This is a genomic window from Actinomadura flavalba DSM 45200 (assembly GCF_000374305.1).
In the GTDB taxonomy this organism is placed as follows: Bacteria; Actinomycetota; Actinomycetes; order Streptosporangiales; family Streptosporangiaceae; genus Spirillospora; species Spirillospora flavalba.
The window spans coordinates 65704-90201 of the sequence record NZ_KB894096.1; the positions used below are offsets into that span (position 1 = coordinate 65704).

The 24498-nt window shown below is 73.3% G+C and carries 25 protein-coding genes; 15 read left to right on the forward strand and 10 right to left on the reverse strand.

The features are described 5' to 3' along the window. The first annotated feature begins 40 nt into the window (after window positions 1-40). Window positions 41-1477: a helix-turn-helix domain-containing protein gene (locus tag C229_RS0116300; protein WP_026313852.1), complete on the forward strand. Its 1437-nt coding sequence runs from the start codon at window positions 41-43 to the stop codon at window positions 1475-1477. Window positions 1478-1513: 36 nt separating this feature from the next. Here C229_RS0116300 and C229_RS0116305 read toward each other — a convergent pair whose 3' ends face one another. Continuing rightward, the gene (locus C229_RS0116305) at window positions 1514-3304 is read right to left on the reverse strand and encodes a siderophore-interacting protein (protein WP_018656151.1); all 1791 of its coding nucleotides are present in this window, start codon (window positions 3302-3304) and stop codon (window positions 1514-1516) included. A 23-nt stretch (window positions 3305-3327) separates the two neighbouring features. After that, entirely contained in the window at window positions 3328-4305 is a 978-nt protein-coding gene (locus C229_RS0116310; RefSeq protein ID WP_018656152.1) for an ABC transporter substrate-binding protein, read from the reverse strand. Between the two features lie 60 nt (window positions 4306-4365). On the opposite strand from C229_RS0116310, the gene C229_RS0116315 reads away from it, so the two are divergent. The 4 genes from C229_RS0116315 to C229_RS0116330 all read left to right on the forward strand — a co-directional run bounded on the left by C229_RS0116315 (window position 4366) and on the right by C229_RS0116330 (window position 9032). Continuing rightward, the gene (locus C229_RS0116315; RefSeq protein WP_026313853.1) at window positions 4366-5382 is read left to right on the forward strand and encodes a FecCD family ABC transporter permease; all 1017 of its coding nucleotides are present in this window, start codon (window positions 4366-4368) and stop codon (window positions 5380-5382) included. Window positions 5383-5477: 95 nt separating this feature from the next. Further along, window positions 5478-6497: a FecCD family ABC transporter permease gene (locus C229_RS0116320; RefSeq protein ID WP_240487309.1), complete on the forward strand. Its 1020-nt coding sequence runs from the start codon at window positions 5478-5480 to the stop codon at window positions 6495-6497. Then, the gene (locus C229_RS30885; RefSeq protein WP_018656155.1) at window positions 6490-7305 is read left to right on the forward strand and encodes an ABC transporter ATP-binding protein; all 816 of its coding nucleotides are present in this window, start codon (window positions 6490-6492) and stop codon (window positions 7303-7305) included. Before C229_RS0116320 ends, C229_RS30885 begins: the two co-directional genes overlap by 8 nt. A gap of 17 nt (window positions 7306-7322) precedes the next feature. Beyond that, window positions 7323-9032 carry a proline--tRNA ligase gene (locus C229_RS0116330; RefSeq protein ID WP_018656156.1) on the forward strand — a complete coding sequence of 570 codons (1710 nt, stop codon included), beginning with the start codon at window positions 7323-7325 and terminating at the stop codon, window positions 9030-9032. A gap of 160 nt (window positions 9033-9192) precedes the next feature. Here the strand turns inward: C229_RS0116330 and C229_RS0116335 are convergent, their stop codons facing one another. Further along, a complete protein-coding gene (locus tag C229_RS0116335) occupies window positions 9193-10005 on the reverse strand; it encodes a phosphotransferase family protein (RefSeq protein ID WP_018656157.1) in 813 nt (270 codons plus the stop codon). Window positions 10006-10221: 216 nt separating this feature from the next. Here C229_RS0116335 and C229_RS0116340 point away from each other — a divergent pair, with 216 nt between their 5' ends. From C229_RS0116340 to C229_RS0116375, 8 genes are all read left to right on the forward strand, one after another. After that, window positions 10222-10410: a hypothetical protein gene (locus C229_RS0116340; RefSeq protein WP_018656158.1), complete on the forward strand. Its 189-nt coding sequence runs from the start codon at window positions 10222-10224 to the stop codon at window positions 10408-10410. Between the two features lie 200 nt (window positions 10411-10610). Further along, entirely contained in the window at window positions 10611-11588 is a 978-nt protein-coding gene (locus C229_RS0116345) for a glucosyl-3-phosphoglycerate synthase (RefSeq protein ID WP_018656159.1), read from the forward strand. Between the two features lie 148 nt (window positions 11589-11736). Then, entirely contained in the window at window positions 11737-12966 is a 1230-nt protein-coding gene (locus tag C229_RS0116350) for an acyl-CoA dehydrogenase family protein (protein ID WP_018656160.1), read from the forward strand. Between the two features lie 220 nt (window positions 12967-13186). Continuing rightward, window positions 13187-13615 carry a phage holin family protein gene (locus tag C229_RS0116355; RefSeq protein ID WP_018656161.1) on the forward strand — a complete coding sequence of 143 codons (429 nt, stop codon included), beginning with the start codon at window positions 13187-13189 and terminating at the stop codon, window positions 13613-13615. Next, complete coding sequence (locus tag C229_RS32980) at window positions 13612-14166, forward strand: DUF3618 domain-containing protein (RefSeq protein ID WP_018656162.1); 555 nt, start codon at window positions 13612-13614, stop codon at window positions 14164-14166. The genes C229_RS0116355 and C229_RS32980 overlap by 4 nt, the downstream gene beginning before the upstream one ends. After that, the gene (locus tag C229_RS0116365) at window positions 14163-14417 is read left to right on the forward strand and encodes a DUF4235 domain-containing protein (RefSeq protein WP_018656163.1); all 255 of its coding nucleotides are present in this window, start codon (window positions 14163-14165) and stop codon (window positions 14415-14417) included. The genes C229_RS32980 and C229_RS0116365 overlap by 4 nt, the downstream gene beginning before the upstream one ends. Before the next feature lie 39 nt (window positions 14418-14456). Next, window positions 14457-15476 (forward strand): YihY/virulence factor BrkB family protein, encoded by a 1020-nt coding sequence (locus tag C229_RS30895; RefSeq protein WP_018656164.1) that lies wholly within the window; start codon window positions 14457-14459, stop codon window positions 15474-15476. Window positions 15477-15594: 118 nt separating this feature from the next. Continuing rightward, window positions 15595-15975 carry a nuclear transport factor 2 family protein gene (locus C229_RS0116375; RefSeq protein ID WP_240487310.1) on the forward strand — a complete coding sequence of 127 codons (381 nt, stop codon included), beginning with the start codon at window positions 15595-15597 and terminating at the stop codon, window positions 15973-15975. Between the two features lie 7 nt (window positions 15976-15982). Here the strand turns inward: C229_RS0116375 and C229_RS0116380 are convergent, their stop codons facing one another. The 3 genes from C229_RS0116380 to C229_RS0116390 form a co-directional block, all read right to left on the reverse strand. Further along, a complete protein-coding gene (locus C229_RS0116380) occupies window positions 15983-17467 on the reverse strand; it encodes an ABC transporter substrate-binding protein (protein WP_018656166.1) in 1485 nt (494 codons plus the stop codon). After that, entirely contained in the window at window positions 17464-19377 is a 1914-nt protein-coding gene (locus C229_RS0116385; RefSeq protein ID WP_018656167.1) for a hypothetical protein, read from the reverse strand. The genes C229_RS0116380 and C229_RS0116385 overlap by 4 nt, the downstream gene beginning before the upstream one ends. A 113-nt stretch (window positions 19378-19490) precedes the next feature. Then, window positions 19491-20012, reverse strand: a complete 522-nt coding sequence (locus tag C229_RS0116390) for an acyl-CoA thioesterase (RefSeq protein WP_018656168.1) — start codon at window positions 20010-20012, stop codon at window positions 19491-19493. A 225-nt stretch (window positions 20013-20237) separates the two neighbouring features. Here C229_RS0116390 and C229_RS0116395 point away from each other — a divergent pair, with 225 nt between their 5' ends. Continuing rightward, window positions 20238-20897 (forward strand): TetR family transcriptional regulator, encoded by a 660-nt coding sequence (locus C229_RS0116395; protein WP_018656169.1) that lies wholly within the window; start codon window positions 20238-20240, stop codon window positions 20895-20897. A 2-nt stretch (window positions 20898-20899) separates the two neighbouring features. Further along, on the forward strand, window positions 20900-21292 hold the full coding sequence (locus C229_RS0116400; RefSeq protein ID WP_240487312.1) for a phosphomannose isomerase type II C-terminal cupin domain: 393 nt from the start codon (window positions 20900-20902) through the stop codon (window positions 21290-21292). Here C229_RS0116400 and C229_RS0116405 read toward each other — a convergent pair. The 4 genes from C229_RS0116405 to C229_RS0116420 all read right to left on the reverse strand — a co-directional run bounded on the left by C229_RS0116405 (window position 21277) and on the right by C229_RS0116420 (window position 24395). Then, entirely contained in the window at window positions 21277-21918 is a 642-nt protein-coding gene (locus C229_RS0116405; RefSeq protein ID WP_018656171.1) for a class F sortase, read from the reverse strand. The genes C229_RS0116400 and C229_RS0116405 overlap by 16 nt on opposite strands. Continuing rightward, complete coding sequence (locus C229_RS0116410; RefSeq protein WP_155884886.1) at window positions 21905-22402, reverse strand: hypothetical protein; 498 nt, start codon at window positions 22400-22402, stop codon at window positions 21905-21907. The genes C229_RS0116405 and C229_RS0116410 overlap by 14 nt, the downstream gene beginning before the upstream one ends. Window positions 22403-22546: 144 nt before the next feature. Then, the gene (gene mctP / locus C229_RS0116415) at window positions 22547-24157 is read right to left on the reverse strand and encodes a monocarboxylate uptake permease MctP (RefSeq protein WP_018656173.1); all 1611 of its coding nucleotides are present in this window, start codon (window positions 24155-24157) and stop codon (window positions 22547-22549) included. Continuing rightward, window positions 24147-24395, reverse strand: a complete 249-nt coding sequence (locus tag C229_RS0116420) for a DUF3311 domain-containing protein (protein WP_018656174.1) — start codon at window positions 24393-24395, stop codon at window positions 24147-24149. Before C229_RS0116420 ends, mctP begins: the two co-directional genes overlap by 11 nt. Between the last annotated feature and the right edge of the window lie 103 nt (window positions 24396-24498).

Sequence of the window (24498 nt, forward strand, 5' to 3'; positions counted from 1 at the left end):
TCAAGCCATGACGACCTTGCGGCCAGAAGAACCCCTCAACTTGACGAGTGATGTAGATCTCGTCACGTTCGGGCAGCGCCTGCGTCATCTCCGCCGCAGCCGGGGCATGACCCTCGCCGACCTGGGCGAACGCGTCGGCCGCGCGCCGTCGCAGCTCTCGCTGCTGGAGAACGGGCGGCGCGAGCCGAAACTGTCGCTGCTCCAGGCGCTGGCGACCGCGCTGGAGGCGCCCGTCGAGGAACTGCTGCGCCGCCAGCCGCCGAGCCGCCGCGCGCAACTGGAGATCGCGCTGGAGGAGGCGCAGCGCGACCCGCTGTACCGCACGCTCGGCCTGTCGCACCTCAAGGTCGGCAAGCGGATGCCGAACGAGGTCATCGAGCACATCCTCGCGCTGTACGGGGAACTGCGCCGCAGCCGCACCAAGCCCACGGCCAGCCCGGAGGAGGCCCGCAAGGCCAACGCCGAGCTGCGCCGGCAGATGCACGAGCGCGGCAACCACTTCGCCGACATCGAGAACGTCGCCGCGCAGACGCTCGACGCCGTCGGGTACCGGGGCGGCGCCGTCTCGCAGGGCACGCTGATGACGCTGGTGTCGCACTTCGGGTTCGGGCTCCAGTACGTCCGCGACCTGCCGCGCTCGGTGCGGTCGGTCACCGACCTGCGCAACCGGCGCATCTACCTGGAGCGCGAGCAGCTCGGCATGCACACGCCGCGCACGATCCTGCTCCAGACGCTCGGGCACATCGCGCTCGACCACGACCAGCCCGCCGACTTCGCCGACTTCCTGCGCCAGCGGGTGGAGGCCAACTACTTCGGCGCCGCGATCCTGATGCCGGAGCGGGCCGTCGTCCCGTTCCTCCAGGAGGCCAAGGCGAACCGGGAGCTGTCGGTGGAGGACCTGGCCGACGTGTTCTCGGTCTCCTACGAGATGGCCGCGCACCGCTTCACCAACATGGCGACGCACCACCTCGGGCTCCAGCTCCACTTCACCAAGAACGACGAGAACGGCACGATCTACAAGGCGTACGCCAACGACGGCCTGTCGTTCCCGCAGGACTCCGACGGCGCCATCGAGGGCCAGCGGATGTGCCGCTCCTGGGCGGGACGGCACGTCTTCAACGCCGAGGACCGCTTCTCGGTCTACTACCAGTACACCGACACCCCGACCGGCACGTACTGGTGCCTCTCGCACATCGATCCGAGCCACGAACGCGACTTCGCGATCACGCTCGGCGTCCGCTACGAGGACTCGCGCTGGTTCCGGGGCCGCGACAGTACGAACCGGGAGAAGTCGGCCTGCCCGGACGGCGACTGCTGCCAGCGCCCCCCGAAGGCCCTCGCCGACCGCTGGGAGGGCATGGCCTGGCCCTCCGCCCGCGCCCACTCCCACGTCCTGTCCGTCCTGCCGCCCGGCGCCTTCCCGGGCGTCGACGAGGCCGACGTCTACGCCTTCCTCGACCGGCACTCCACCGAGTGACCCGGCCCACCCGACCGGGTCACTCGGCGGAGTGGTTCAGGGGGCGGTGCGCAGGTCGAGGAGGTGCAGGCCCTCACCGAGCGGCGTCGCGCCGGTGACCTCCAGGCCCGCCTGGGCGGCCAGGGCCGTGTAGGCGGGGAGGTCGCGTTCGCCGGAGCCGAAGACGGCGTACATCATGAGGTCGAACGCCAGGTCGGGGTGGGCGTGGTCGTCGGCGAGGCGTTCGACCAGGACGACGCGGGCGCCGCGCGCGGCCTCGGCCACGCGGCGCAGGATCGCGACGGCCTCGGCGTCGGGCCAGTCGTGCAGCACCTGGGCGACCGCGTAGACGTCGCCGTCGCCGGGCAGCGGCTCGAAGAAGCTGCGGGCCGCGATCGTCACGCGGTCCTGGACGCCCGCCTCGGCGAAGACGGCGCCGGCGCGGTCGGCCGTCGTGGGCAGCTCGACCAGCGTGCCGCGCGCGCCGGGGTGCTCGGTGAGGACGCGGGCCAGCAGCGTGCCGGTGCCGCCGCCGACGTCCACGACGTGCTCGCCGCCGGTCAGCGCCAGGGCGCTCACGGCGGCGGGCGCCCAGTGCCGGGACCAGTGCTCCAGGCTGCCGTCGAACGTCGTGCCGAGCCGGTCGGCGGTGGCCAGCTCCGCCCAGAAGTCGTGGCCCCGGGCGTGGACGAAGCCGGACCGGCCCGTCGTGACCGCGTGCAGCAGGCCGGGCCACGCCTCGTCCAGGCGCCCGTAGCCGTTGCGGTGGTCCAGGCGCTCGTGCGCGACGTCCTCCAGCAGGATCGTGCCGGTCGGGGTGAGGCCGACGGCGTCGCCGTCGAGCGTGAACCAGCCCGCGTCCGCCAGGAGCCGGAGCACCTTGTCCAGCCCGCGCGGGTCGGCGCCCGCCGCGTCGGCCAGCGCCGCGACGCTCGTGTGCCCCTCGGTGACCAGCTCGGCGAGGTCCAGGCTGATCGCCGTCCGGATCGCGTACGGGACGGCCAGGCTCGCCGCCCGCCGCAGCGTGCGGACGTTGTCGCCCATCTCCTGCTGCGCCTGCCCGGCCCGCCAGTACCCGGCGATGTCGGTGTAGGCGGGGTCCAGGCGCAGCACGTCGCGCAGGTAGCGGCGCAGCGGGCGCAGCACCCCGGCCTCGCCCGCCGCCCACGCGTACACGCGTCCGTCCGGCCACGGCGCCGCCTCGATCGCGGCGAGGAACGCCTCGGGCCCGGTCCGGTCGCGGTGCACCCAGGTCACGTGCAGGTCGGCGGCGTGCTCGAACGTCTGCTCCTCGGCCGGGTCGGGGATCGACACGACGGCCGTGACGGGCGTGCCCGGCGGCAGTTCCTCGATGCGGCGGGCGATGGCGGGCAGCGCCGTCTCGTCCCCGGCGAGGAAGTAGGCGTCGATCTCGGCGGGCAGGACGGTCGTGCCGCGCGGCCCGGCGACGTGGATCGTGTCGCCCGGCCGCGCCCGGTCGGCCCATTCCGAGGCGATGCCGCCGGGGTGCCGGACGAAGTCGAGTTCGAGCCTGCGCGCCTCGGCGTCGTAGCGGCGCGGCGTGTAGTCGCGGGACCGGGCGAGCGCGGCGCGCGTCCAGTCCAGGTGGCCGTCGTCCTGGACGGGCGGCTCGACGGACGGGTCGTCCGGGTCGAGCAGCACGAGCTTGACGTGGTCGTCGGCGTTCTCGGTCAGGAACGGCGCGATGTCGTAGCCGTTGTTGCGGAAGGCGCCGAGCTGGTCGCCGGTGAGGACGATCCGCCGCATCCGGGGCGTCACGTCGTACGCCTCGGTGACCTCCAGCTCGCGGATCACGATCGGGTACGGCTTGTGGTTGCGGCCTGCCATGCCGCTCCTTTCGGGGTGGGGGGTCAGCGCGCGGCGTACTCGGCGGCGATGGCCTTCAGGTCGGTGACCTGCTTGGTCGCCGCCGCGAAGGTGTAGATGATCCCGGAGGTCAGCGGGTGGAGGTTCCCGGCCTTGACGGCGGGCAGCCGCTGGAACGACGGGCTGTCGATGATCTTCTTGGTGGCGGGGTCGACGCTGCCGTCCAGGCCCGCGGGGTAGAGCACGAGGTCGGCGCCGCCGAGCTTGGCGATGTTCTCGCCGGACAGCTCGGTGACGTACCGCTTGGGGTTACGCGTGTACTCCTCCAGGTAGCCGAATCCGGCCTTGGTCAGCCGCTCGTAGTTGAGCGACTTGCTGGTGTCGACCCAGAGCGCGCCGCCCTCGGCGGCGTTGACGACGACGGTCTTCGCCGCGCCGAGCTCGGCGCCGTGCGCGGCCTTGATCGCGGCCAGGTCGCGGTTGACGGCGGCGTCGCGCCGGGAGAAGTCGGTGGACTTGCCGACGAGGTCCGCGACGCGCGGGTAGTTGCGCCACACGTCCGTCGGTTCGGCGATCTTCAGGATGACGGTCGGGGCGACCGTGGCCAGCTCCTTGTAGTCGATCTTGAGGCCGCCGTTGTCCATGCCGATGATCAGGTCCGGGTCGGCCTGGATGACCTTCTCGATGTCGACGCCCTCGAACGTCCCGACCGTGGGCACGTTCTTGACCTTGGCGTAGACCTCGGGGCCCAGCTCGGACGGCAGGAACTCGCCGTCCAGCGCGCCGACGGGCACGACGCCGAGGTCGGCCAGCTCCGACCCGGTGCGCCAGAGCGCCAGGACGCGCTTGGGCTTGACCGGGACGCCCGTGACGTCGCCGGTGAAGGTGTCCGTCACCGTGCGGGTCTGCCCGCCGGACGCGGCGGTGTCCTCGGTGGACGAGCCGCCGCAGGCGGACGCGGCCAGCAGTCCGGCGGCGGTCAGCAGGGCGAGCGCCGCTCTGACGCGGGGTCGTTTTGTCACGTTCCAGCTCCTCGGGGGGCGAGCCGGGCGGCTCGTTCAAGTTAGGTTAGGCTAACCTACATGAATCGCTCAGGACGGACGCGGCGGGTGTCGTTTCCCCTGGTCACGGCCGTTCTGGTGGCCGGGACGGGCGGCGCCGCCGTGCTGAGCCTCGCGGTCGGGAGCAACACGATCCCGTTCGGTGAGGTGCTCGGCGCGGTGTTCACGGGCGTGGACTCCGACAACGCCACCGTCATCACCTCGCAGCGCCTTCCGCGCACGCTGCTCGGCCTCGCCGTCGGGCTCGCGCTCGGCCTCGCCGGGGCGCTGATGCAGGGCCACACCCGCAACCCGCTCGCGGACCCGGGCCTGTTCGGCGTCAACGCCGGGGCCGGGTTCGCGGTCGCCTGCCTCGTCTACGGCGCCGGGATCACCGCCCCGGCGGCCGTGGTGGCCGCCGCGCTGCTCGGCGCCGGGTCGGTCGCGACGCTCATGCTGCTGTTCGCGCTCCGCGACACCGGCGGCGGCGCGCTGGTGATGCTCGCGGTCGTCGGCACGACGGTCGGCGCGCTGCTGACGGCGCTCACCTCGGCGCTGATCCTGCTCGACAAGCGGACGCTGGACGTCATGCGCTTCTGGGAGGTCGGCGCGCTGGCCGACCGGGACCTGTCGCTCGCGGGGGTCGTCGTGCCGCTGCTGGCCGCCGGAACGGTCCTGGCACTGGCGAACGCCGCGTCGCTCAACGCGCTCGGCCTCGGCGACGACGTCGCCCGCTCGCAGGGAACGCGGGTGCGGCGCAGCCGCGTCACCGGCATCGCGGCGATCACGCTGCTGGCCGGGCCCGCCACGGCCGTCTGCGGCCCGATCGTCTTCCTCGGCCTCGTCGCCCCGCACGCCGCCCGCGCGATCACCGGCCACGACCAGCGGTGGCTCGTCCCGCTGTCGGGCCTGATCGGCGCGATCATCCTGCTCGTCGCGGACGTGCTCGGCCGCGTGGCCGTCCGCCCGGCCGAACTGCGCGTCGGCGTCGTGATGGCCGTCGTCGGCGCCCCGGTCCTCCTGGCCTTGACACGACGCCGCCGCCTGGCGGCGCTGTGAGGCGCGCGCGGGAGGGTGCGCCCGCCGCTTCCGGCCGTGGCCGACCGGCCGGCGTGCGGGGCGGCGCTGTGCGGCGCGGGCGGAGGGCGTTCGGGGTGCGGGTCGGGCCGGTGGGGGTGCTGGTGCGGCCTCGGGCCGGGGTGGCGGGCCTCGTGGTCGCCGTCGCGTTGCTGGGGGTCGCCGGGGTCGCGGTGTTCAGCGGGAGCCTGGACATTGCGCCCGCGCGGGTGCTGGCGGCGCTCGCCGGGGACGGGACGCGCGTCGAGACGCTCGTCGTCGTGGACCGGCGGCTGGCGCGGACCCTCGCCGCCGTGCTCGTCGGGTTCGCGCTCGGCTGCGCCGGGGCGCTCACCCAGTCGATCACCCGCAACCCCATCGCGAGCCCCGACATCCTCGGCGTGACGACCGGGGCCGGCTTCTTCGCCGTCCTGCTGATCACGCATCCGGCGCTGCTGCCCGGCGGGTCCGCGATGCTCGCCGCCGCGGCGATCACGGGCGGGCTCGTGACGACCGGCGGCATCCTCGCGCTGTCGTGGCGGGCCGGGTTCGACGGGCTGCGGCTCATCCTCGTCGGGATCAGCGTCAACGCGATCGGCATGGCCGGGGTCTCCTGGCTGCTGCTGCGCACCGACATCGACCAGGCGGCGGTCGCGATGCGCTGGCTCACCGGCTCCCTGTCCGGCGCGCGGATGCCGGACGTGCTGCTGCTCGCGCCGTTCGTCCTGGCCGCCGGGCTCGCCTGCGCCTACCTGGCCCGCGACCTGGCCGCGCTGCGGCTCGGCCGGTCCGTCGCGCCCGCGCTCGGCACCGCGCCGGGACGCACCGAGGCGCTGGCGCTCCTGGTCGCCGTCGTGCTGGCGTCGGGCGCCACGGCCGTCGCCGGGCCCGTCGCGTTCGCCGCGTTCGTCGCGCCGCAGGCCGCGATGCGGCTGTTCGGCACCGCCGGGCCGCCGCCGCTCGCGGGCGGCCTCACCGGCGCGCTGCTCATCCTGGCCGCCGACCTGACCGCGCAGCGGCTCCCCGCCGAACTGCCCGTCGGCGTCGTCACCGCCGTCGTCGGCGCCCCCTTCCTGCTCTACCTGCTGCACCGCCACCGCCGGAGAACCAGTGTCTGAACCGAGCCCCCTGCACGCCGCGCACGTCCGCGCCGGATACGGCGCCCGGACCGTGCTCGACGACCTGACGCTCACGGTCCCGGCCGGCCGCGTCACCACGATCATCGGCCCGAACGGCTGCGGGAAGTCCACCCTGCTGCGCGTCCTCGCCCGGCTGATGCCGCCGTCGTCCGGGCACGTGACGCTGCACGGCGACCGGCTCGACGCGCTGCGCCCGCGCGAGGTCGCCCGCCGCATGGCCGTCCTGCCGCAGAACCCCGTCGCGCCCGAGGGCATGACGGTCGGTGAGCTGGCCGCCCGGGGCCGCCAGCCGCACCAGCCCTGGTACCGCCGGTGGAGCGGCGAGGACGCGCAGATCGCCCGGGACGCGATGCGCGCCACCGGCGTCCTGGACCTCGCGGACGTGCCGCTGGACGAACTGTCGGGCGGGCAGCGGCAGCGCGCGTGGATCGCCATGACCCTCGCCCAGCAGGCCGACGTGCTGCTGCTGGACGAACCGACCACCCATCTCGACCTCGCCCACGCCGTCGAGGTCATGGACCTCGTCGTCCGCCTCCGCGACGAGACGGGCCGCACCATCGTCACCGTCCTGCACGACCTGAGCCTCGCCGCCCGCTACAGCGACCACCTCGTCGTCATGAAGGACGGCGCGCTCGTCGCGGAGGGCGCCCCGGCGGACGTCCTCACCCCGGAACTGCTCGGCGCGACGTTCCAGTTGCGCGCGCACGTCTTCCCCGACCCGGTGGACCGGTTGCCCACCGTCGTCCCGGCCAGGAGCCCTACAATCCCTGTGCCCGGACAACCCTGACGACGAGGTCGCCCTTCATGCGCTGGTCCCAGCTCTACACGCCCACGCTCCGCGAAGCCCCGGCGGGCGCCGACGCGGTGAGTCACCGGCTGCTGGTGCGGGCCGGGTTCGTCCGGCAGCTCATGGCGGGGCACTACTCGCTGCTGCCGCTGGCCGTCCGGGTGCGGGCCAAGGTGATCGAGGTCGTCCGCGAGGAGATGGCGCGGATCGGCGCGCAGGAGTTCCTGCTGCCCGCGCTGCACCCGGCGGAGATCTGGCGGGAGAGCGGCCGCTGGGACGTCATGGGCGACGAGATATTCCGGCTCCGCGACCGCAGGGGCGCCGAACTGGCCCTCGGCATGACGCACGAGGAGATCTTCACTGTCCTGGCGCGGGAACTGGCGTCGTACCGGGACCTTCCGCAGGTCTGGTACCAGTTCCAGACCAAGTTCCGCGACGAGCCGCGGCCCAAGAGCGGGCTGCTGCGCGTCCGCGAGTTCACCATGAAGGACTCCTACAGCTTCGACGTCGCCGCCGACGGGCTGGACACCGCGTTCGACCGGCACTACGACGCGTACACGCGGATCTTCGCGCGGCTCGGCGTTCCGGCGATCCCGGTGCAGGCGTCGAGCGGGAGCATGGGCGGCAGCGCGTCGGTCGAGTTCATGTGCCCGTCCGAGGCGGGGGAGGACCTCGTGGTGCGGTGCACCGCGTGCGACTACGCCGCGAACGTCGAGAAGGCGACGTCGGCGCTCGCGCCCGTCGCGGACGGCACGGCGCCGCCCGTCCCCGAGCGGTTCGACACGCCGCACGCCCGGACCATCGACGAGCTGGCCGAGCAGCACGACGTGCCCGCCGACCGGCAGATCAAGACGCTCGTGTACGTCGTGGACGACCGGCTCACGCTGGTGCTGATGCGCGGCGACCACGCCCTGGTGGAGCAGAAGCTCGCGGACGCCACCGGCGCGCTCGCCCTGCGTCCGGCGCACGCGGAGGAGATCCGCGACGCGCTCGGCGCCGCGCCGGGGAGCCTCGGCGCGGTCGGCGTCACGGACCTGCCGATCCTCGCGGACGAGGCGCTGCGCGGCCGCACCGCGATGACGACCGGTGCCAACACCGACGGCGTGCACCTGCGCGGCGTCGACGTCGCCCGGGACGTCGCGGTCGGTTCCTGGGCCGACCTGCGCGAGGTCACCGCCGGGGAGACGTGCGCCGCGTGCGGCGGCGCCCTCGACGTCGTGCGCACCATCGAGGTCGGGCACATCTTCAAGCTCGGCCGCAAGTACACCGAGACGCTGGACGTCACCGTGCTCGGCCCGGACGGCGACCGCGTCACCCCGATCATGGGCAGCTACGGCATCGGCGTGGAACGCGCGATGGCCGCCGTCATCGAGACGCACCACGACGACAAGGGCATCGTGTGGCCCGTCGCGGTGGCGCCGTTCGAGGCGGCGGTGGTCCTCCTCAACGGCGACGACGCCCCCACGGCCGAGGCCGCCGAGTCGATCTACGAGAGCCTGCGCGCGTCCCGCGTCGACACGATCCTGGACGACCGCCCCCTCCGCCCGGGCGCCAAGTTCGCGGACGTGGAACTCATCGGCATCCCGTACCGCGTCACGGTGGGCAAACGCGGCCTGGCGAACGGCACGGTCGAAGTCACGACCCGCGCCACAGGCGAAACGACCACCGTCCCGGCACCCGAAGCCGCCGCCCACGTCCACGCCCTGGTGACCGGCCCAACCCGGTGACGAACGGCGCCTGACTCAGCCCCGCCGCCGAACCGCCCCGGCGGGGGACCACTCCGCAGCGCCCGGACCCGCCGGCTCCGGTCCCACGCCGTCAGCCACACCCGACCGCTCCTGCACGGTCCCGGAACCCGGTGTGTTCTCGCCATGCGTCGCGTGTGGGTCATGGTGCGTGTGTGCGGTAGGTCGTCCACTGCTTCCACGCGTCCAGGTAGGGGGGCATCCACGGGGCCGGGTGGTTGTCGGAGCGGTGTTGCCAGAACTTCGTGGCCAGGTGGGAGTAGAGGTCGATGGTGGGGGGCGGGGTGGTCGACCAGGACGTGAAACGGGTGGCCCAGGCTTCGGCCTGGGTGGGGCTGTGACCGTCGAGGATGAGCCAGGGGATGAGCTGGCCGATCTCGATCCAGGGGGCGCCGCGGCTGGTCAGGGCCCAGTCGACGACGTGGACGTGGTCGTTCTCGTCGATGATGAGGTTCTTGGGGTTCAGGTCGGTGTGCAGGAGGGTGTCGCCTGCCATGGGGGAGACGTCGTCGGTCAGGTTCGCCCAGCGCTGTTCGACGTTGAGGTCCACCGCGTCGGGGCACGGGTGGTCCTGGAGGGTGTGGACGACTTGTGCGAGGAGGTCCAGGTCCGGTGAGCCGGGGGTGAAGACGGCGGTGCGGCCGGGGACGTGCTCGAAGCCCAGGGCCATCCATCCCCCGGCCTCCTCCTGCCAGAGGAGGCGGGGTGCGAGGGGTGGCGCGTGCGGGGCGATGGCGGACTCGCGGCGTAGCGACCAGACCTCCGGGCCGTCGCGGTCGGCGTCCAGCTTCCGGGCGGCCTTGACGAACACCGCGCCGTCCGCCGTCCGCACGGTGATGGCGACGTCGGCGTGGTTGCCCGTGGGGGCCGAGCGGGTGCTGAGGACCGGGCCGGTCCGGGCGGTGATCGCCCGGCTCATGGCGTCGGGCAGGTCGGTCCAGTCGCTACGGGGCATGAGTCCTCTAGGAGATCTTGACGGCGGACAGGCCGCAACTGTCCGTTGAGCCGCAGCTCGCGCCGCGCTCCCACATCCGGTCATCGACGTTCCACCCATGGTGACGCATGGCGCGGACCATGAGGTCGAGCGACCTGCCGGAGGCGATCGAGTCGTTGGTGACCGGGATGCGAATGGTCGTGTGCGGCCGGGCCGGAGGGCGGGCGCGGGTTCGCCGTGCTGCGGGAGACGTGCACGCAGTGGGGCGTCTGGTACCCGTCCGACGGCGGGAAGTACGTGTACGGCGTCGTCCCGGTCGCGGACGACCCGGGCGAACCCGACGACGAGGACGAGCCCGCCGAGGGCGGCGACCTGGGAACGTCCGGCGTCGACGCGGAAGACCCGAGGGTGCTGAGCAACGCGTGACGGCCGTGGTGGCGGGCCTCCGCGCGGCCCGTTGCCGGGGTTTCGTGCCTTTTCGGGGCGTTTCGTGGGCGTTGTGGTCGTGTTAACTCTTTGCGTCGGCCGGTTCGGGATCGTGCCAACGGTGAATGATCTGCGATGACAGTACGTTCCGGGTCATCGGGGCGTGTTCGCGACGTTCGTCCGCAGGGGAGGGGTTGGCCATGCTGCCCGAGGTCGCTTCATGGTTGCACCGCCGTACGAGCAAGGCGGCCGACTGGCCGGTGGAGACGCTGCTCGCCGCGAAGGAGGGAACGCGGGTGAGCGTCGTGCTGCCCGCCAGGAACGAGGAGGAGACCGTCGGCGAGATCGTCGGGGCGATCCGGGCCGACCTGGTCGACCGGGCGCCGCTGGTGGACGAGATCGTCGTCGTGGACTCCCGGTCCACCGACGCCACCGTCGCCGTCGCCACGGCGGCCGGCGCGCGCGTCGTCTCCCAGGACGCGGTGCTGCCCGGCGAGGGCCGCATGTCCGGCAAGGGCGAGGCGCTGTGGAAGTCCATGGCCGCCACGACCGGCGACGTGGTCGTCTTCGTGGACGCCGACCTGGTCGGGTTCACGTCGTCGTACATCACCGGCCTGCTCGGGCCCCTGCTCACCGACCCGGACATCGGCTACGTCAAGGGCTGCTACGACCGCCCGCTGATCGGGGAGACCGGCACCACCGAGGGCGGCGGCGGGCGCGTCACCGAGCTGGTGGCCCGGCCGCTGATCAACCTGCACTGGCCGTCGCTGGCCGGGGTGATGCAGCCGCTCGGCGGCGAGTACGCCGGGCGGCGGTCGCTGCTGGAGCGGCTGCCGTTCGTCACCGGCTACGGCGTCGAGCTGGGGCTGCTGCTGGACGTCCTCCAGGACTCCGGCCTGGACGCCATCGCGCAGGTCGACCTCGGCCGCCGCGTGCACGGGCACCAGACCACCGAGGCCCTGGGCGCGATGTCGGGGCAGATCATGCTGACGGCGTGGTCGCGGCTCCAGCGGCACGGCCGGATGCTGCCGCTGGAGGCCCCGGCGACGGCGCTGACGCAGTTCCGCCGCTCGGCGGACGGGCACGATCTGCGCGTCAGCGACGTCGGCGTGGGGGAGCGGCGGCCGATGATCGAGGTGCCGGAGTACGCGGCGGCGCGCGGATCGCTGCTCTCCTGAGCGCCCGTCGCGCGCGCGTGCGCGATTTCCGCCCAATCTCCGAGTCATGTGGCGTAACGCCTGTGACGCCTGCCACGGTGTTACCCGCGGTAACCCGAGACGGTGCTACCGTGGGTAACACGCGATATTGGAGAGAGGGTCAATAGAGATGACGAGCACCGAGGAGACTCCGTTCTCGCTGGAACTCAGCGAGGACGTGCGCGAGGTCCAGCAGTGGGTGCACGAGTTCGCCAAGGACGTGATCCGTCCTGCCGCCGAGGAGTGGGACGAGCGCGAGGAGACTCCCTGGCCGCTCATCCAGGAGGCATCCAAGGTCGGCATCTACTCGCTGGACTTCTTCGCCACGCAGTGGCTGGAGCCGTCCGGCCTCGGTGTCCCCGTCGCCTTCGAGGAGCTGTTCTGGGGTGACGCCGGCATCGGCCTCGCCATCGTCGGCACCGGCCTGGCGGCCGCCTCGATCGCGGCCGTCGGCACCCCCGAGCAGGTCACCGAGTGGGTGCCGCAGATGTTCGGCACCGCCGACGACGTCAAGCTCGGCGCGTTCTGCGCCTCCGAGCCCGACGCCGGCTCCGACGTCGGCTCCATCCGCTGCCGCGCCACGTTCGACGAGGCCAAGGACGAATGGGTGCTCAACGGCACCAAGACCTGGGCGACCAACGGCGGCATCGCCGACGTCCACGTCGTCGTCGCGTCCGTCCACCCCGACCTCGGCAGCCGGGGCCAGGCCAGCTTCATCATCCCGCCGAACACGCCGGGGCTGAAGCAGGGCCAGAAGTTCAAGAAGCACGGCATCCGCGCCTCCCACACCGCCGAGGTCATCCTCGACCAGGTGCGCGTCCCCAGCCACCTCATCGTCGGCGGCAAGGACAAGTTCGACGAGCGCATCGCCCGCGTCCGCGAGGGCAAGAGCGGCAAGGGCCAGGCCGCCATGAAGACGTTCGAGACCACGCGCCCGACCGTCGGCGCGATGGCCCTCGGCGTCGCCCAGGCCGCCTACGACTACGCGCTCCAGTACGCCCAGGAACGCGAGCAGTTCGGCAAGAAGATCGGTGACTTCCAGGCCATCGCCTTCAAGCTCGCCGACATGCGCACCCAGATCGACGCCGCCCGCCTGCTCGTCTGGCGCGCCGCGTGGATGGCCCGCAACGGCAAGGACTTCGTCAACGCCGAGGGCTCCATGGCCAAGCTGGCCGCGTCCGAGGCCGCCGTCCGCGTCACCGACGAGGCCATCCAGATCCTCGGCGGCAACGGCTACACCCGCGAGTACCCGGTCGAGCGGATGCACCGCGACGCCAAGATCTTCACCATCTTCGAGGGCACCTCGGAGATCCAGCGGCTGGTCATCGGCCGCCGCGTGACGGGCCTGCCCGTCCGCTAGTCCCCCCGCGCACGCCCCGGAACGCTCCCACGCGGGAGCGTTCCGGGGCGTTGTGCTTTTCGCAGCATTTCCGGGTGTCGGCGCAGGTCAGCCGGTGATCATCACCCGATCGGGAACCGGGGCGTTTAGCCGCCGCAGCGGGGGCACCAGTAGTGCCTGAACGATGACAGACGGGTATGGCGCAAGCACAGAGGCACGCGAGTACCTAGGGGTGGGAGTGATGGCACACAGTGCACCGGCCGAGGGCGGACGCCCGCCGCAGGCCGCGCAGGAAGGGACCGGCGAGCTGGTCAAACAGGCCGCCCAGCAGATCTCCGAGCTGGTCCGGGCCGAACTGAAACTGGCCGTCGAAGAGGTCAAGGACAAGGGCAAGCACGCCGGTAAGGGCGTCGGCCTGTTCGGCGGAGCGGGCGTCGTCGCGCTGTACGGCGTCGGCGCGCTCGTCGCGGCCGCCATCGGCGCGCTCGCGCTGGTGCTGCCCGTCTGGGCCGCCGCGCTGATCGTCGCCGTCGTCCTGTTCGCGGTGGCGGGCGTCCTCGGCCTGACCGGCAAGAAGGAGACCGAGAAGGCCACGCCGCCGGTCCCCGAAGAGGCGATCGAGAGCACCAAGCGCGACATCACCGAGGTGAAGGAGAGGAGTCACCGATGACCGACAAGCCCGGCGGCGACGGGCCGTCCGCGGACGAGCTGCGCGCCGACATCGAGCGCACCCGCGAAGACCTCGGCGACACCGTCGAGGCCCTGGCCGCCAAGGCCGACGTGCCCGCGCGCGCCAAGGAGAAGGCCGCGCAGGTCAAGGACGAGACGCAGCAGAAGGTCGCCGCCACCAAGGAGAAGGCGGCCGGATACGCCGACGCCACCAAGGAGAAGGCGCACGAGTACGCCGACGAGTACGGCGAGCCCGCCGCCAAGACCGGCGCCGTCGTCGGCGGCGGCGTCGCGCTGGCCCTCGCCGGGCTGGCCGCCTGGCGGTGGAAGCGGCGCCGCGCCGCCCGCGCCACCCTGCGCGGACGCGCCGCCGCCACGTTCGACGACGCGCGCAGCGCCGTCCTCGACCACGACCTGACCGAAGAGCTGATCGCCCGCATCAACGAGGGCGACCGCAAGGCACGCCTCCAGGGCGCCGCCGCCGCGAGCGCCGTGCTGCTGGCCGCCGGTCGCGTCCGGCGCCGCCGCGCGAAGAAGAAGGGCCGGGTATGAGTCTCGTCTACAAGGCCGGATCACTCGGCGTCAGCGTCGCCGGCGGTGTCGTCGCCGGTGCCATCTTCAAGCAGGTGTGGAAACTGGCCGCCGGGGACGACGACACCCCCGACGCCGGTGACCTGGAGCGTAGCTGGACCGAGGTCCTGGTCGCCGCCGCGATCCACGGCGCGATCTTCGGCCTGGTGAAGTCGGCCACGCACCGCGCGGGCGCCCAGGCCGCCGCCAAACGCGGCAAGGACGCCACGTAGCGAAGCACGACCCACCCCCCGGGAAGCAAAGGACGGCAGATGGCCAGGCACGTGACGCAGGAGGCCCCGGCGGCGCCCACGCGGCTGCCGGTGCGCTCGTGGTGGGGCGCGGTCCGCCGCAGCGTCGGTGAGATCAAGGACGACAACCTCACCGACTGGGCGGCGGCGCTCACCTACTACGGCGTTCTGTCGATCTTCCCGGCGATGCTGGTGGTGGTGTCCCTCGTGGGACTGGCGGGAACGTCGGTCTCCGAGGGACTCATCACCAACGTCGGCGACATGGCGCCGGGGTCGGTGAAGGACGTGCTCGTCCAGGGCCTCACCGAACTCCAGCGCGGGCGGGCCGGGGCGAGCGCCGTGGCGCTGATCGGCCTCGCGGCGGCGCTGTGGTCGGCGTCGGGGTACGTGGCGGCGTTCATGCGGGCGTCCAACGCCGTGTACGACGTGCCGGAGGGCCGCCCGATCTGGAAGACGCTGCCGCTGCGCATCGGCATCACGGTCGTGACGCTGGTGCTGCTGTCGGCGTCGGCCATCGCGGTGGTGGTGTCCGGGCCGCTGGCGCGCCGCGTCGGGGACGTCATCGGGCTCGGCCCGGCGGCGGTGACGACGTGGAACGTCGCCAAGTGGCCGGTGCTGCTGCTCGTCGTCAGCTTCCTGTTCGCGCTGCTGTACTGGGCGTCACCGAACGCCAAGCACGGGTTCCGGTGGGTGACGCCGGGCGGGCTGCTGGCGATCGTGCTGTGGCTGATCGCCTCGGCCGGGTTCGCGTTCTACGTCGCGAACTTCTCGTCCTACAACAAGACCTACGGGAGCATCGCCGGGCTGATCGTCTTCCTGGTGTGGCTGTGGATCAGCAACCTGGCGATCCTGCTGGGCGCCGAGCTGAACGCCGAGCTGGAGCGCGGCCGGGCCATCGCGGGCGGGCTGGAGGAGACGCAGGAGCCCTACGTGGAGCCGCGCGACACCAGCGGGTTCGACGAGGACGAGCTGGCGGCCCTGCCCGACCGGGACGAAGAGGTCGAGGACGCCGAGGACGGACGGCCCCGCGACCCTCGGTGACCCTTGTCACGTTCGGACAAATCGGCCGATAAGAACCATAGGTCCGGACAGTTTTTCTCACCCCGCTCCGCCCTAGAATCCGGAACCGTTCCCACCCCCGGATGTGAGGCGGATCACGGTGACGACAGCCGACACGGCAGTGCAGCAGGCTCCCGCGGAACTCGCCCGCCGCTACTACGCGCGGGTGGACGCCCAGGACCTCGACGGTCTCCTGGCGCTGTTCCACGACGCCGTCCGCTACGAACGGCAGGGAACGCCCGCCATCGAGGGCCTGGACGCGCTGCGGACGTTCTACGAGTCCGAACGGATCATCGCCGAGGGCCGCCACCGGCTCGACCAGGTGCTCGGCGGCGAGGACGGCTGGATCGCCGTCCGGGGCCGGTTCGAGGGACGGCTGCACAGCGGCGAGCAGGTCGCGCTGCGCTTCACCGACTGGCTGCACTTCACCGACGGCCTCATCGACCACCGCGAGACGCTTTTCCCCGGCCGCCAGGTCTGAGCGCGGCTCACACCTTCTGGAACCGGAGCAGCTCCACGCGGCCGTCCGCGTGCAGCCGCACCACCGGCAGCCGCCGCACCACCCGGTTCCCCGTCGCCGCGTCGATCTCCACGTAGCCGCTCGCGCCGGGCACCGCCGAACTCGACGTCTTGATCAGGTACAGCATGTTCCGCACCTGCGACGCCGAGGGGACGCGGCCCGACGCGCCGGACGCCAACCGGACAGCCCGGACGGCCGTGAGCACGGCGTCGTGCGCCATGATGCCCCAGCCCGACCGCAGATGGGCGCCGTCGAAACCGAGCACGCCGGTGTAGTCCCGCTCGAACCGCGCCCACTGGTCGGCGTCGGGGTTGTGGCGCGGGTCGCGCAGCAGCGACGGCTCGGCCAGCGGCACGTACAGCAGCGTCAGCGGCGCCGCGCGCAGCGCCGCGAGCGCCCGCCGGTACTCGGCCTGCGGGCCGGTGAGCATCACCGCGTCCGAGCCCGTCACCACCGTCAGCGGCTCGGCGCGGCACGTCCGCTGCGCCAGGTAGCCGATGAAGCGCGGCAGATCCTGCGCGCGACCCGCGTAGAAGACCAGGTCGGGCGACGTGCCGCTGCACAGGTTGCGGGCGATGACGTCGAACTCGTTCTCCGGGTCGTCGCCGAACGGGTACTCGTTGGCGCCGCCCGCCCGCCACAGCCCGCCCATCGAGCGCTTGAACGCCGCCGCCAGCGAGAGCGTGTAGAGGTCGGTGCGGGACGCCGACCCGACGAGCGTCGCCGTCCGCAGCCTCCCGTCCGCGCGCACCTGCCGGGCCAGCGCCGCCACCTGCGAGCCCACGTGCGGGTTCACGCGGGCGAAGCCGTCGGCGGCGCGGCGGTCGATCTCGGCGGCCGACACGATGTCGCCCACCATCGCCAGCGACGCCCCGGCGAGCCGCCGGGCGATCCGCAGCGTGGAGTCCTGGCTGAGGCCGACGCCCGCCACGGCGCGCACGTTCTCGTGCGTGCGGGTCCGCGCGATGAGATCGGTGACGACCGGGCCCCACCGGCTGCCGTCGCTGCCGGTGTTGGCCAGCAGCAGGCGCACGCGCGGCCGGTCACCGATCACCGACGACTGGTTGGCGCGCTGCGCCCCGGCCACGGCGCCCTCCAGGCGGTGCACGACCCGGGGATCGGGATGGGTGAGCGGGCCGACGTAGGCGACCGTGACGTAGCTGCCGGGGCTGCCGCGCGTCGCCGCCGCGTTGTTCGCGCGCAGCGCGGCGGCCACCCCCGCCAGCCTCGGCTCGAACGCGAAGTCGTCGGTCACGCCGACGCACTCGCGGTGCGGCGTGCCGTCCCGGGTAATCGTCGCCTCCGCGACGCCGGGGGCGCACTCCGCGCGGAACGGCAGCGGCGGCCAGCCCGTCCCGGCCCGGAGCCCGGCGACGGCCAGCAGCGCGACCGCGACGTACACCGCCCACGGCCAGTGCCGCTCCAGGCGGCCCGGGACCTGCCACGTCGTCATCGCCACGTCCCCGCGCGCTCGGCGTACCGCTCGGCGGCGCGGCGGAACGGCTCGCCGCGCCTGCGGAGGAAGTCCAGGTTGTGCAGGCAGGCGGCGACGTCCTGGTACTGCGTCGCGCGATCGGCCGTGCACAGCGGGTCGGAGACGACCCACAGCCCGGCCAGCAGGTCCGCGACGATCTGGCCGGGCTCGTCGACCGAGGCGTCCGCCGCCCATCCGGTCAGCGCCGCCGTCCGCGCGGGCGGGCGGTGCGGCGGCGCGGTCGCGACCGCCTCGACCAGCTCGATCCAGGCGGCCGGTTCGCGCTCGTCCAGCAGCGCCAGCAGCCGGCGGCCGACGTGCCCGACGCGGCCGAGCGCCAGCGCGTGCCGCAGTTCGGCCACCGGGTCGCGGCGCGCCTCGGCGGCGCCGAGCAGCCACTCGTGCGCGTCCCGCCACCGCTGCGAGGGCTCGCCGGACCCGCGCAGCCGCTCCAGCAGCAGCGTGCGCAGGAACGGCGGCAGCTCCCGGTCACCGGCCGCGTCGCGACGCCAGACGGGGACGTCGAGCGCGGTGTTGTAGCGGGTGACCGGCACCATGCCGCCGCGCAGCAGGCCCAGCTCGCCGGGGTCGGCGGCGGCGCACAGCTCCAGCGCCGCGACCGTCGCCGGTGGCACGTCCCGCAGCAGGCGCGCCACCAGGCCGTCCACCAGGGGGTCGCCGGGAGGCTCCCACAGCAGCGCCCGGAGGTCGACGGGGACGCCGGGCCGGTCGCCGAGCGCGTCCAGGAGCCGCGCCGTGCCGTACGGGTGCCCGCCCGTCAGCTCGTGGACCGCCGTCGCCGTGCGGTGCCGCTCGGCGCGCGGCAGGGCGCGCGGCAGGGCGGCGGTGACCTCGGCGAGCGTCCGGTCGGGCAGCGGAACGTGCCGCCATCCGCCTCCGCCGCGCAGTTCGGCGGCGTCGGCGGCGGCCAGGTCGACGGGCGCGGCGGCGGGCCGCCCGGGGGCGGACGGACGGCCGCGCGCCGTCGCGACGATCGTCAGCGGGGCGGCGCGGCCCGCGCCGGTGAGCAGCGTCAGCAGCTCGGCGCCGCGGGGCTCGTCGGCCTCGTCCAGGAGCAGCACGGCGTCATAGCGGCGGCAGCGGGGGCGCGGCTCGAACGGGCGGCGCCGGCGGTCCATGTCCTGCGCCAGGTCGGCGAGGAACGCGGCGGTGAGCGTCTCGGCGAGCAGGGCGGCGTTGTCGCCCTCGGCGGGGTGCCAGGCCGCGTGGTGCAGGCCGGTGAGCCGGTCCAGCGCGTCCTGGCGGCCCGCGCCGAGGTCGGCGTCGCGGTACCAGCGCAGCACGGCGCGGCGGTGGCCGCGGTCGCCGCGCGCCCAGCCGATGAGCAGGTACAGCGTGAACGCCGCCAGCCCGACCGGCCCGGCGGCGGCGCCGCCGACGATCTCGTCGAGGGTGAGCCGGTGGATACGGTCCAGCGGGGCGCCGAGCCGGCCGCGCGCGCCGAACGCCGCGCCGATCGCCGCGCGCGTCGCCTGCGGCGTCGGCCGGGCGAAGCCGCGGCCCAGTACGGCGAGCCCGGCGGTGAAGCGCGGGAAGACCAGACGGCCGTACGCCGCGCAGTCCCGGTCGAGGTCCCGGACGATCCGGTCCAGGAGCTGGACGGCCGGGGGCAGGACGGGCCGCCGGTCGCCGTCGGTCGTCGCGACGCCCTCCGGCGGGCCCGGGAACGGGTCGTGCGGGGCGTCGGCGAGGTCGAGCCCGGCGACGTGCGCGCGGCCGGTGAGGCGGCGGCCCAGCGTCTCGATCAGGTGCGTCTTGCCCTGGCCGCGCGGTCCGGTGAAGATCAGCACGGGCGGCGCGGGCGGCGCCGGGGCGCCGCGCCGCGCGCTGACGTCGTGCGTCAGCCGGACCGCTTCCTCAAGGGTCACCGCTCTCCCCTTCCGTTCGCACGGAAACGGTAAAGGCAGATTCCACACCGGGAAAGGGAAAATGAAAATTCCCTGCCCGCCGGAGCGCGGACAGGGAATCATGGAACGCTCGATCAGCCGTAGCCGATGCCCCACGCGTCGCCGGGCGGTTCAGGGGCCGGGCGCGTCATCGGGCGCTGACCTGGACCGCGTGGCACCGGCGCCGCGCCGAAGACCGACGACAGCCCGTCGCCCTCCTGCGCGCCGGACTCCATCAGCACCTTGCGCTCCTGGTCGTTCAGGGGCAGCGGGGCACCGGTCGCGCCGTCCACGTTCACCACGGTCAGGGCTCCTTCCACCGACGGGTCGCCGCCGGTCGAGACGTCGAACAGGTAGCGGACGGACGTGCGGCCCACCGCGGTGACCCGCAGCCGCGTCTCCACGACGTCGTGCCGCCACAGGCGGTTGCGGTAGCTGGCGTCGTAGCGGACGCGCGGCATGACGGGCAGGTGGTCGAGCCCGATGCGGTACAGCAGCGTCTGCTCGGCGGACTCCACCCAGCGGATGACCGTCGAGTGGTGGTAGTGCCCGGTGACGTCGGTGTCGCAGAGTTCGACCCGGTGGAGCACGCTGACGCTGGCGGGTTCGCCAGGCATGGTTCACCTCTGGTTTCGCAGTCAGGGAGTGGGGTGGTCAGGCCCCGAGTCTGGCCCGAATGATCGCTTAGAGCAAGGTAATGATCACTCTCTGCGACGCGTGTCGTCGCTCGCGTCCCGCCGCAGGCCAGGGGTGTTGTCACCGGGTAACACCCCCGAGTACCGTTCGGTCATGCGACCGAGCCCGGAGCGTCACCGCCGCCCCGCCGCCCTTCGGGGCGCGGTGTGAGCCCATCCCTGAACGGCGCCAAGGCGCCCGCTCCGCCGCGCCGCGACCCGGGCCGCCGCCGGGCGCTGCTGGAGGCCGCCGACCGCGTCATCCAGCGCGAGGGCCCCGAGGCGTCGATGGCGGCGATCGCGGCCGAGGCCGGCATCAGCAAGCCGATCCTCTACCGCCACTTCGGCGACAAGAGCGGCCTGTACCAGGCGCTCGCCGAACGCCACACGCGCAAGGTGATCGAGGGCATCCGGGCCGAGTTCTCCCGGCCCGGCGAGGCGCTGGACCGCGTCCGCTCGACCATCGACACCTACCTCGCCACCGTCTCGGCCAACCTCAACCTCTACCGTTTCCTCATGCACCGGGCCAGCGCCGAGGACGCGGCGACGCACAGCGCGATGAGCACGATGATCGGCGGCATCGGCCGCGAGCTGGCCGAGGTGCTGGCCGAGGAGGGGGCGATCGCCGACCCGAACCGTGCCCAGGTGTGGGCCCACGCACTGGTCGGCATGGTGCAGACCGCCGGTGACTGGTGGCTGGACCATACCGACGAGGTCCCCCGCGAGGTGGTGGTCGACGGCCTTGCCGACCTCATCCTCGGCGGGCTGCCCGCGGCGTCCGACGGCCGCGTGCTCGAACTGTTCCAGGAACGACGAACCCCGAGGTGACCGTGCCGATCGAAGCGCCCGCCGCTGTGCCCTCCGACGCCCCGACCGACGTCCCGCCCGTGCTCACCGAGCGGCGACCCTGGGGGGCGTTCGAGCAGTTCACGCTGAACGAGCCGTCCACCGTCAAGATCATCCACGTGGAGCCGGGGCAGCGCCTCAGCCTCCAGCGACACCGCCACCGCGACGAACTATGGGTCGCGCTCGACCCCGGCGCCGTCTTCGAGGTCGCCGGGCGCCGCATCCTGCCCGAGGTGGGGGAGCGCGTGCTCATCCGCGCGGGTGACACCCACCGGCTCGGCTCGGCCGGAGCCGCCGTCCGCGTCATGGAGATCGCCTTCGGCGAGTTCGACGAAGAGGACATCGAACGGCTGGAGGACAACTACGGCCGCGCCTGAGCGGGCCGCCCCTCCTCGCCGGTCAGGTGCGCGTAGACGATCACGTTGTCGCGGTAGGAGCGGTCGGCCCGGTCGTACGGGCCGCCGCACGTGACCAGGCGCAGCCCGGCGTAGCGGACGTCGCCGTAGACGCGGGTGCGCGGGAACTCGAACTTGGGCACCCGCTCCACCGCGTCCACGGTGAACACCGCGACGCGCCGGTCCTTGCGGGTGATCTTCACCCGGGCGCCGGGCTTCAACTCCCGCAGCCGGTAGAAGACGGCCGGGCCGCCCGTGTCGTCGTAGTGGCCGAGCACGACGGCCGAGCCGCGCGCGCCGGGCGCGGGGCCGTGCTCGTACCACCCGGCCTGCTCGGCGCGGCCGAACGGCGGGACGTCGACCGTGCCGTCGTCGCGCTGCCCGAGCCGCATCGTCGGCGCGTCGACCTCGATCCCGGGGATCGTGACGCGGGCGGGCGGCGAGAACGGCAGCGCCTCGCCGTCGGGGATGGACCACAGGGCGCGCGGGCCGCCGAGGTCGCGGTAGCGGCGCGGCTCGTCGTCGCCGCGCATCCCCTGGCCCATCGCGAGCGCGCCGAGCACGGCGAGGCCGACGGCGAGGACGTAGCCGCGGTTAGGCTCGCCCACGGGACCGGGAACGCAGCAGCGCCACGCTGCCGAGCGCGAAGGCCCCGGCGGCCAGCGTCACGCCCACCGGCGTCCAGGGGACGTCCGGGCCCTGGGTGCCGCCGCCCCCGGTCTCGGCCCAGCCGTGCGGCTGGTTCCCGCCCTCCTTCTTGCCGCCGGTGACGCGGATCGTGCCGTCCTGCGAGTAGTTCGACGTGATGCACTTCGCGGTGATCTTGTGGCGGCCGGACGCGCTCGCGGTGACCTTGCCCTGGACGCTGAACCAGCCGTCGTTGACGGCGCCCTGGGCGTTCACGGCGCCGGAGATGTTGACGTAGCGGTCGCCCGCCTGGCAGCCGCCGGAGACCGTGACGGTCTGGCCGTGCCGGGCGCTGGACGGGTCGATGTCGAGGTCGTCGGCGAGGGCCGCCGACGCGAGACCGAACAGGATCGGGCCCGCGGCCCCGGTGATCAGCCCTGCGCGGGCGGCCGTTCTGAGACGCACCTTTTCTCCCGAGTCCGTGATGTCTGCGATGTACCGCACTGATCACGTCCTTCCCGGGGTGCCGGGCGGCATGGCGGGGTTGGGGCGTTGTTTGCCGAGTCCATGCCGCGTGCTGGCGCCCGGACGCCGGCACGCGGCCCCGGATCAGGTGGACGTGCCCGCGCCGGTGTCCAGGTCGAGGTCCTTGACGCGGGGGTCGCCCTGGTCGGCGGTGTAGTCGGTCAGGCGGGTCGCGTCGGCGCCGTCGGGCACCTTGGCGGCGCGCAGCGCGACCGTCGCGAGGACGGCGACGACGAGGTTCACCGCGAGCGCGATCACGCCCGCGTACACGGTCATCGTCGTGTCGAACCCCAGCTCGCTCAGCGCGAACGCCGAGCCGCCGAAGTGGTCCTTGCCCTTGGCCGGGTTGGGGATCGTGTAGAGCATCCACAGCCCGGCCGCCAGGCCCGCCGCCCACCCGGCCAGCAGCGCCCACCGGTGGAACCAGCGGGTCATCAGCCCGATCGCCACCGCCGGGAGCGTCTGGAGGATCACCACGCCGCCGATGAGCTGGAGGTCGATGGAGAACTCCGGGTCGAGCAGCAGGATGCACGCCACCGCGCCGAGCTTGACGACCAGCGACACGATCTTGCTGACGGCCGCCTCCTCGGCGTCGGTGGCGTCGCGCCGCAGGTACTCGCGGTAGATGTTGCGGGTGAACAGGTTCGCCGCCGCGATCGACATGATCGCGGCCGGGACGAGCGCGCCGATGCCGATCGCGGCGTACGCGATCCCGGCGAACCAGGACGGGAACACGCTGTCGAACAGCACCGGCACGACCGTGTTGGTGTCGGAGCCGATCGGCTTGACGTCCGCCGCGATGGCCATGAAGCCGAGCAGCGCGATGAGCCCGAGCAGCAGGCTGTAGGCGGGCAGCGCCGACATGTTCCGCTTGATGACGTCGCGGTTGCGGGCGGCCAGGATGCCGGTGACGCTGTGCGGATACAGGAACAGCGCCAGCGCCGAGCCGAGCGCCAGCATCGCGTAGTTGAGCTGGTTGGAGCCGTTGAGCAGCACGCCGTCGTTCGGCGCAGGGCTGCGCGCGAACTTCTCCTCGGCGGCGCCGAAGATCTCGCCCCAGCCACCGAGCTGCGTCGGGATGTAGATCACCGCGACGATGATCACCACGTAGATCAGCGAGTCCTTGACGAACGCGATCAGCGCGGGCGCGCGCAGCCCCGACTGGTAGGTGTACGCGGCCAGGATCGCGAACGCGATGATGATCGGCCAGTGCCCGGTGATGTCCATCGCCTTCAGCACCGCCTCGATGCCGACGAGCTGGAGCGCGATGTACGGCATCGTCGCGGCGATGCCGGTGACCGCCACGGCCAGCGCCAGCGCCGACGACCCGAACCGGGCCCGGACGAAGTCGGCGGGCGTCACGAACCCGTGCACGTGCGACACCGACCAGAGCCGGATCAGCACCAGGAACACCAGCGGGTACACCACGACCGTGTATGGGACGGCGTAGAAGCCCATCGCCCCCGCGCCGAACACCAGCGCCGGGACGGCGACGAACGTGTACGCGGTGTACAGGTCGCCGCCGATGAGGAACCAGGTGATCCAGCTCCCGAACGAGCGGCCGCCCAGGCCCCATTCGTCCAGGCTGCCCATCGTCTCGGGGCGGCGCCACCGCGCGGCGACGAAGCCCATCCCGCTGACGACCAGGAACAGCGTCGTGAAGATGATCAGCTCGGTGAGGTGGTCACTCGACACGGTCGCCCCCCGGGTTCCGGCCGCGCCGGGTGCGGCGGTAGACGACCAGCGTGCAGACCACGGCGAGCGGGATGAACGTGAGCTGCATCCAGTAGTAGGCGGGGAACCCGGCGACGCGGGGCTCCTCGCGGTTGTAGACGAACGTCAGCAGGGGCAGGACGACGGGAACGGCGAGCAGCCAGTTCCAGGGGCTGCGGTCGCTGCGCCGAGGCTCCGGCGGCGGTGACTGCGAGGACATGGGCCTCCTCGGTCTCGGCCGCGCGCCGCCCCGGGGACGCGGGACGGCCCGCGAACGGGGGGCGGGCGGCGCGAGCGTATCCAGGCCCGGGTCACATCGCGAT

Excerpts from the sequence above, each read along its gene's own strand:
- C229_RS0116305 (WP_018656151.1), bottom strand. The coding sequence starts at position 3,304 with ATGGCAGGCCGCAACCACAAGCCGTACCCGATCGTGATCCGCGAGCTG.
- C229_RS0116315 (WP_026313853.1), top strand. The coding sequence starts at position 4,366 with ATGAATCGCTCAGGACGGACGCGGCGGGTGTCGTTTCCCCTGGTCACG.
- C229_RS0116330 (WP_018656156.1), top strand. The coding sequence starts at position 7,323 with ATGCGCTGGTCCCAGCTCTACACGCCCACGCTCCGCGAAGCCCCGGCG.
- C229_RS0116335 (WP_018656157.1), bottom strand. The coding sequence starts at position 10,005 with ATGCCCCGTAGCGACTGGACCGACCTGCCCGACGCCATGAGCCGGGCG.
- C229_RS0116345 (WP_018656159.1), top strand. The coding sequence starts at position 10,611 with ATGCTGCCCGAGGTCGCTTCATGGTTGCACCGCCGTACGAGCAAGGCG.
- C229_RS0116350 (WP_018656160.1), top strand. The coding sequence starts at position 11,737 with ATGACGAGCACCGAGGAGACTCCGTTCTCGCTGGAACTCAGCGAGGAC.
- C229_RS0116355 (WP_018656161.1), top strand. The coding sequence starts at position 13,187 with ATGGCACACAGTGCACCGGCCGAGGGCGGACGCCCGCCGCAGGCCGCG.
- C229_RS32980 (WP_018656162.1), top strand. The coding sequence starts at position 13,612 with ATGACCGACAAGCCCGGCGGCGACGGGCCGTCCGCGGACGAGCTGCGC.
- C229_RS0116365 (WP_018656163.1), top strand. The coding sequence starts at position 14,163 with ATGAGTCTCGTCTACAAGGCCGGATCACTCGGCGTCAGCGTCGCCGGC.
- C229_RS30895 (WP_018656164.1), top strand. The coding sequence starts at position 14,457 with ATGGCCAGGCACGTGACGCAGGAGGCCCCGGCGGCGCCCACGCGGCTG.
- C229_RS0116380 (WP_018656166.1), bottom strand. The coding sequence starts at position 17,467 with ATGACGACGTGGCAGGTCCCGGGCCGCCTGGAGCGGCACTGGCCGTGG.
- C229_RS0116390 (WP_018656168.1), bottom strand. The coding sequence starts at position 20,012 with ATGCCTGGCGAACCCGCCAGCGTCAGCGTGCTCCACCGGGTCGAACTC.
- C229_RS0116420 (WP_018656174.1), bottom strand. The coding sequence starts at position 24,395 with ATGTCCTCGCAGTCACCGCCGCCGGAGCCTCGGCGCAGCGACCGCAGC.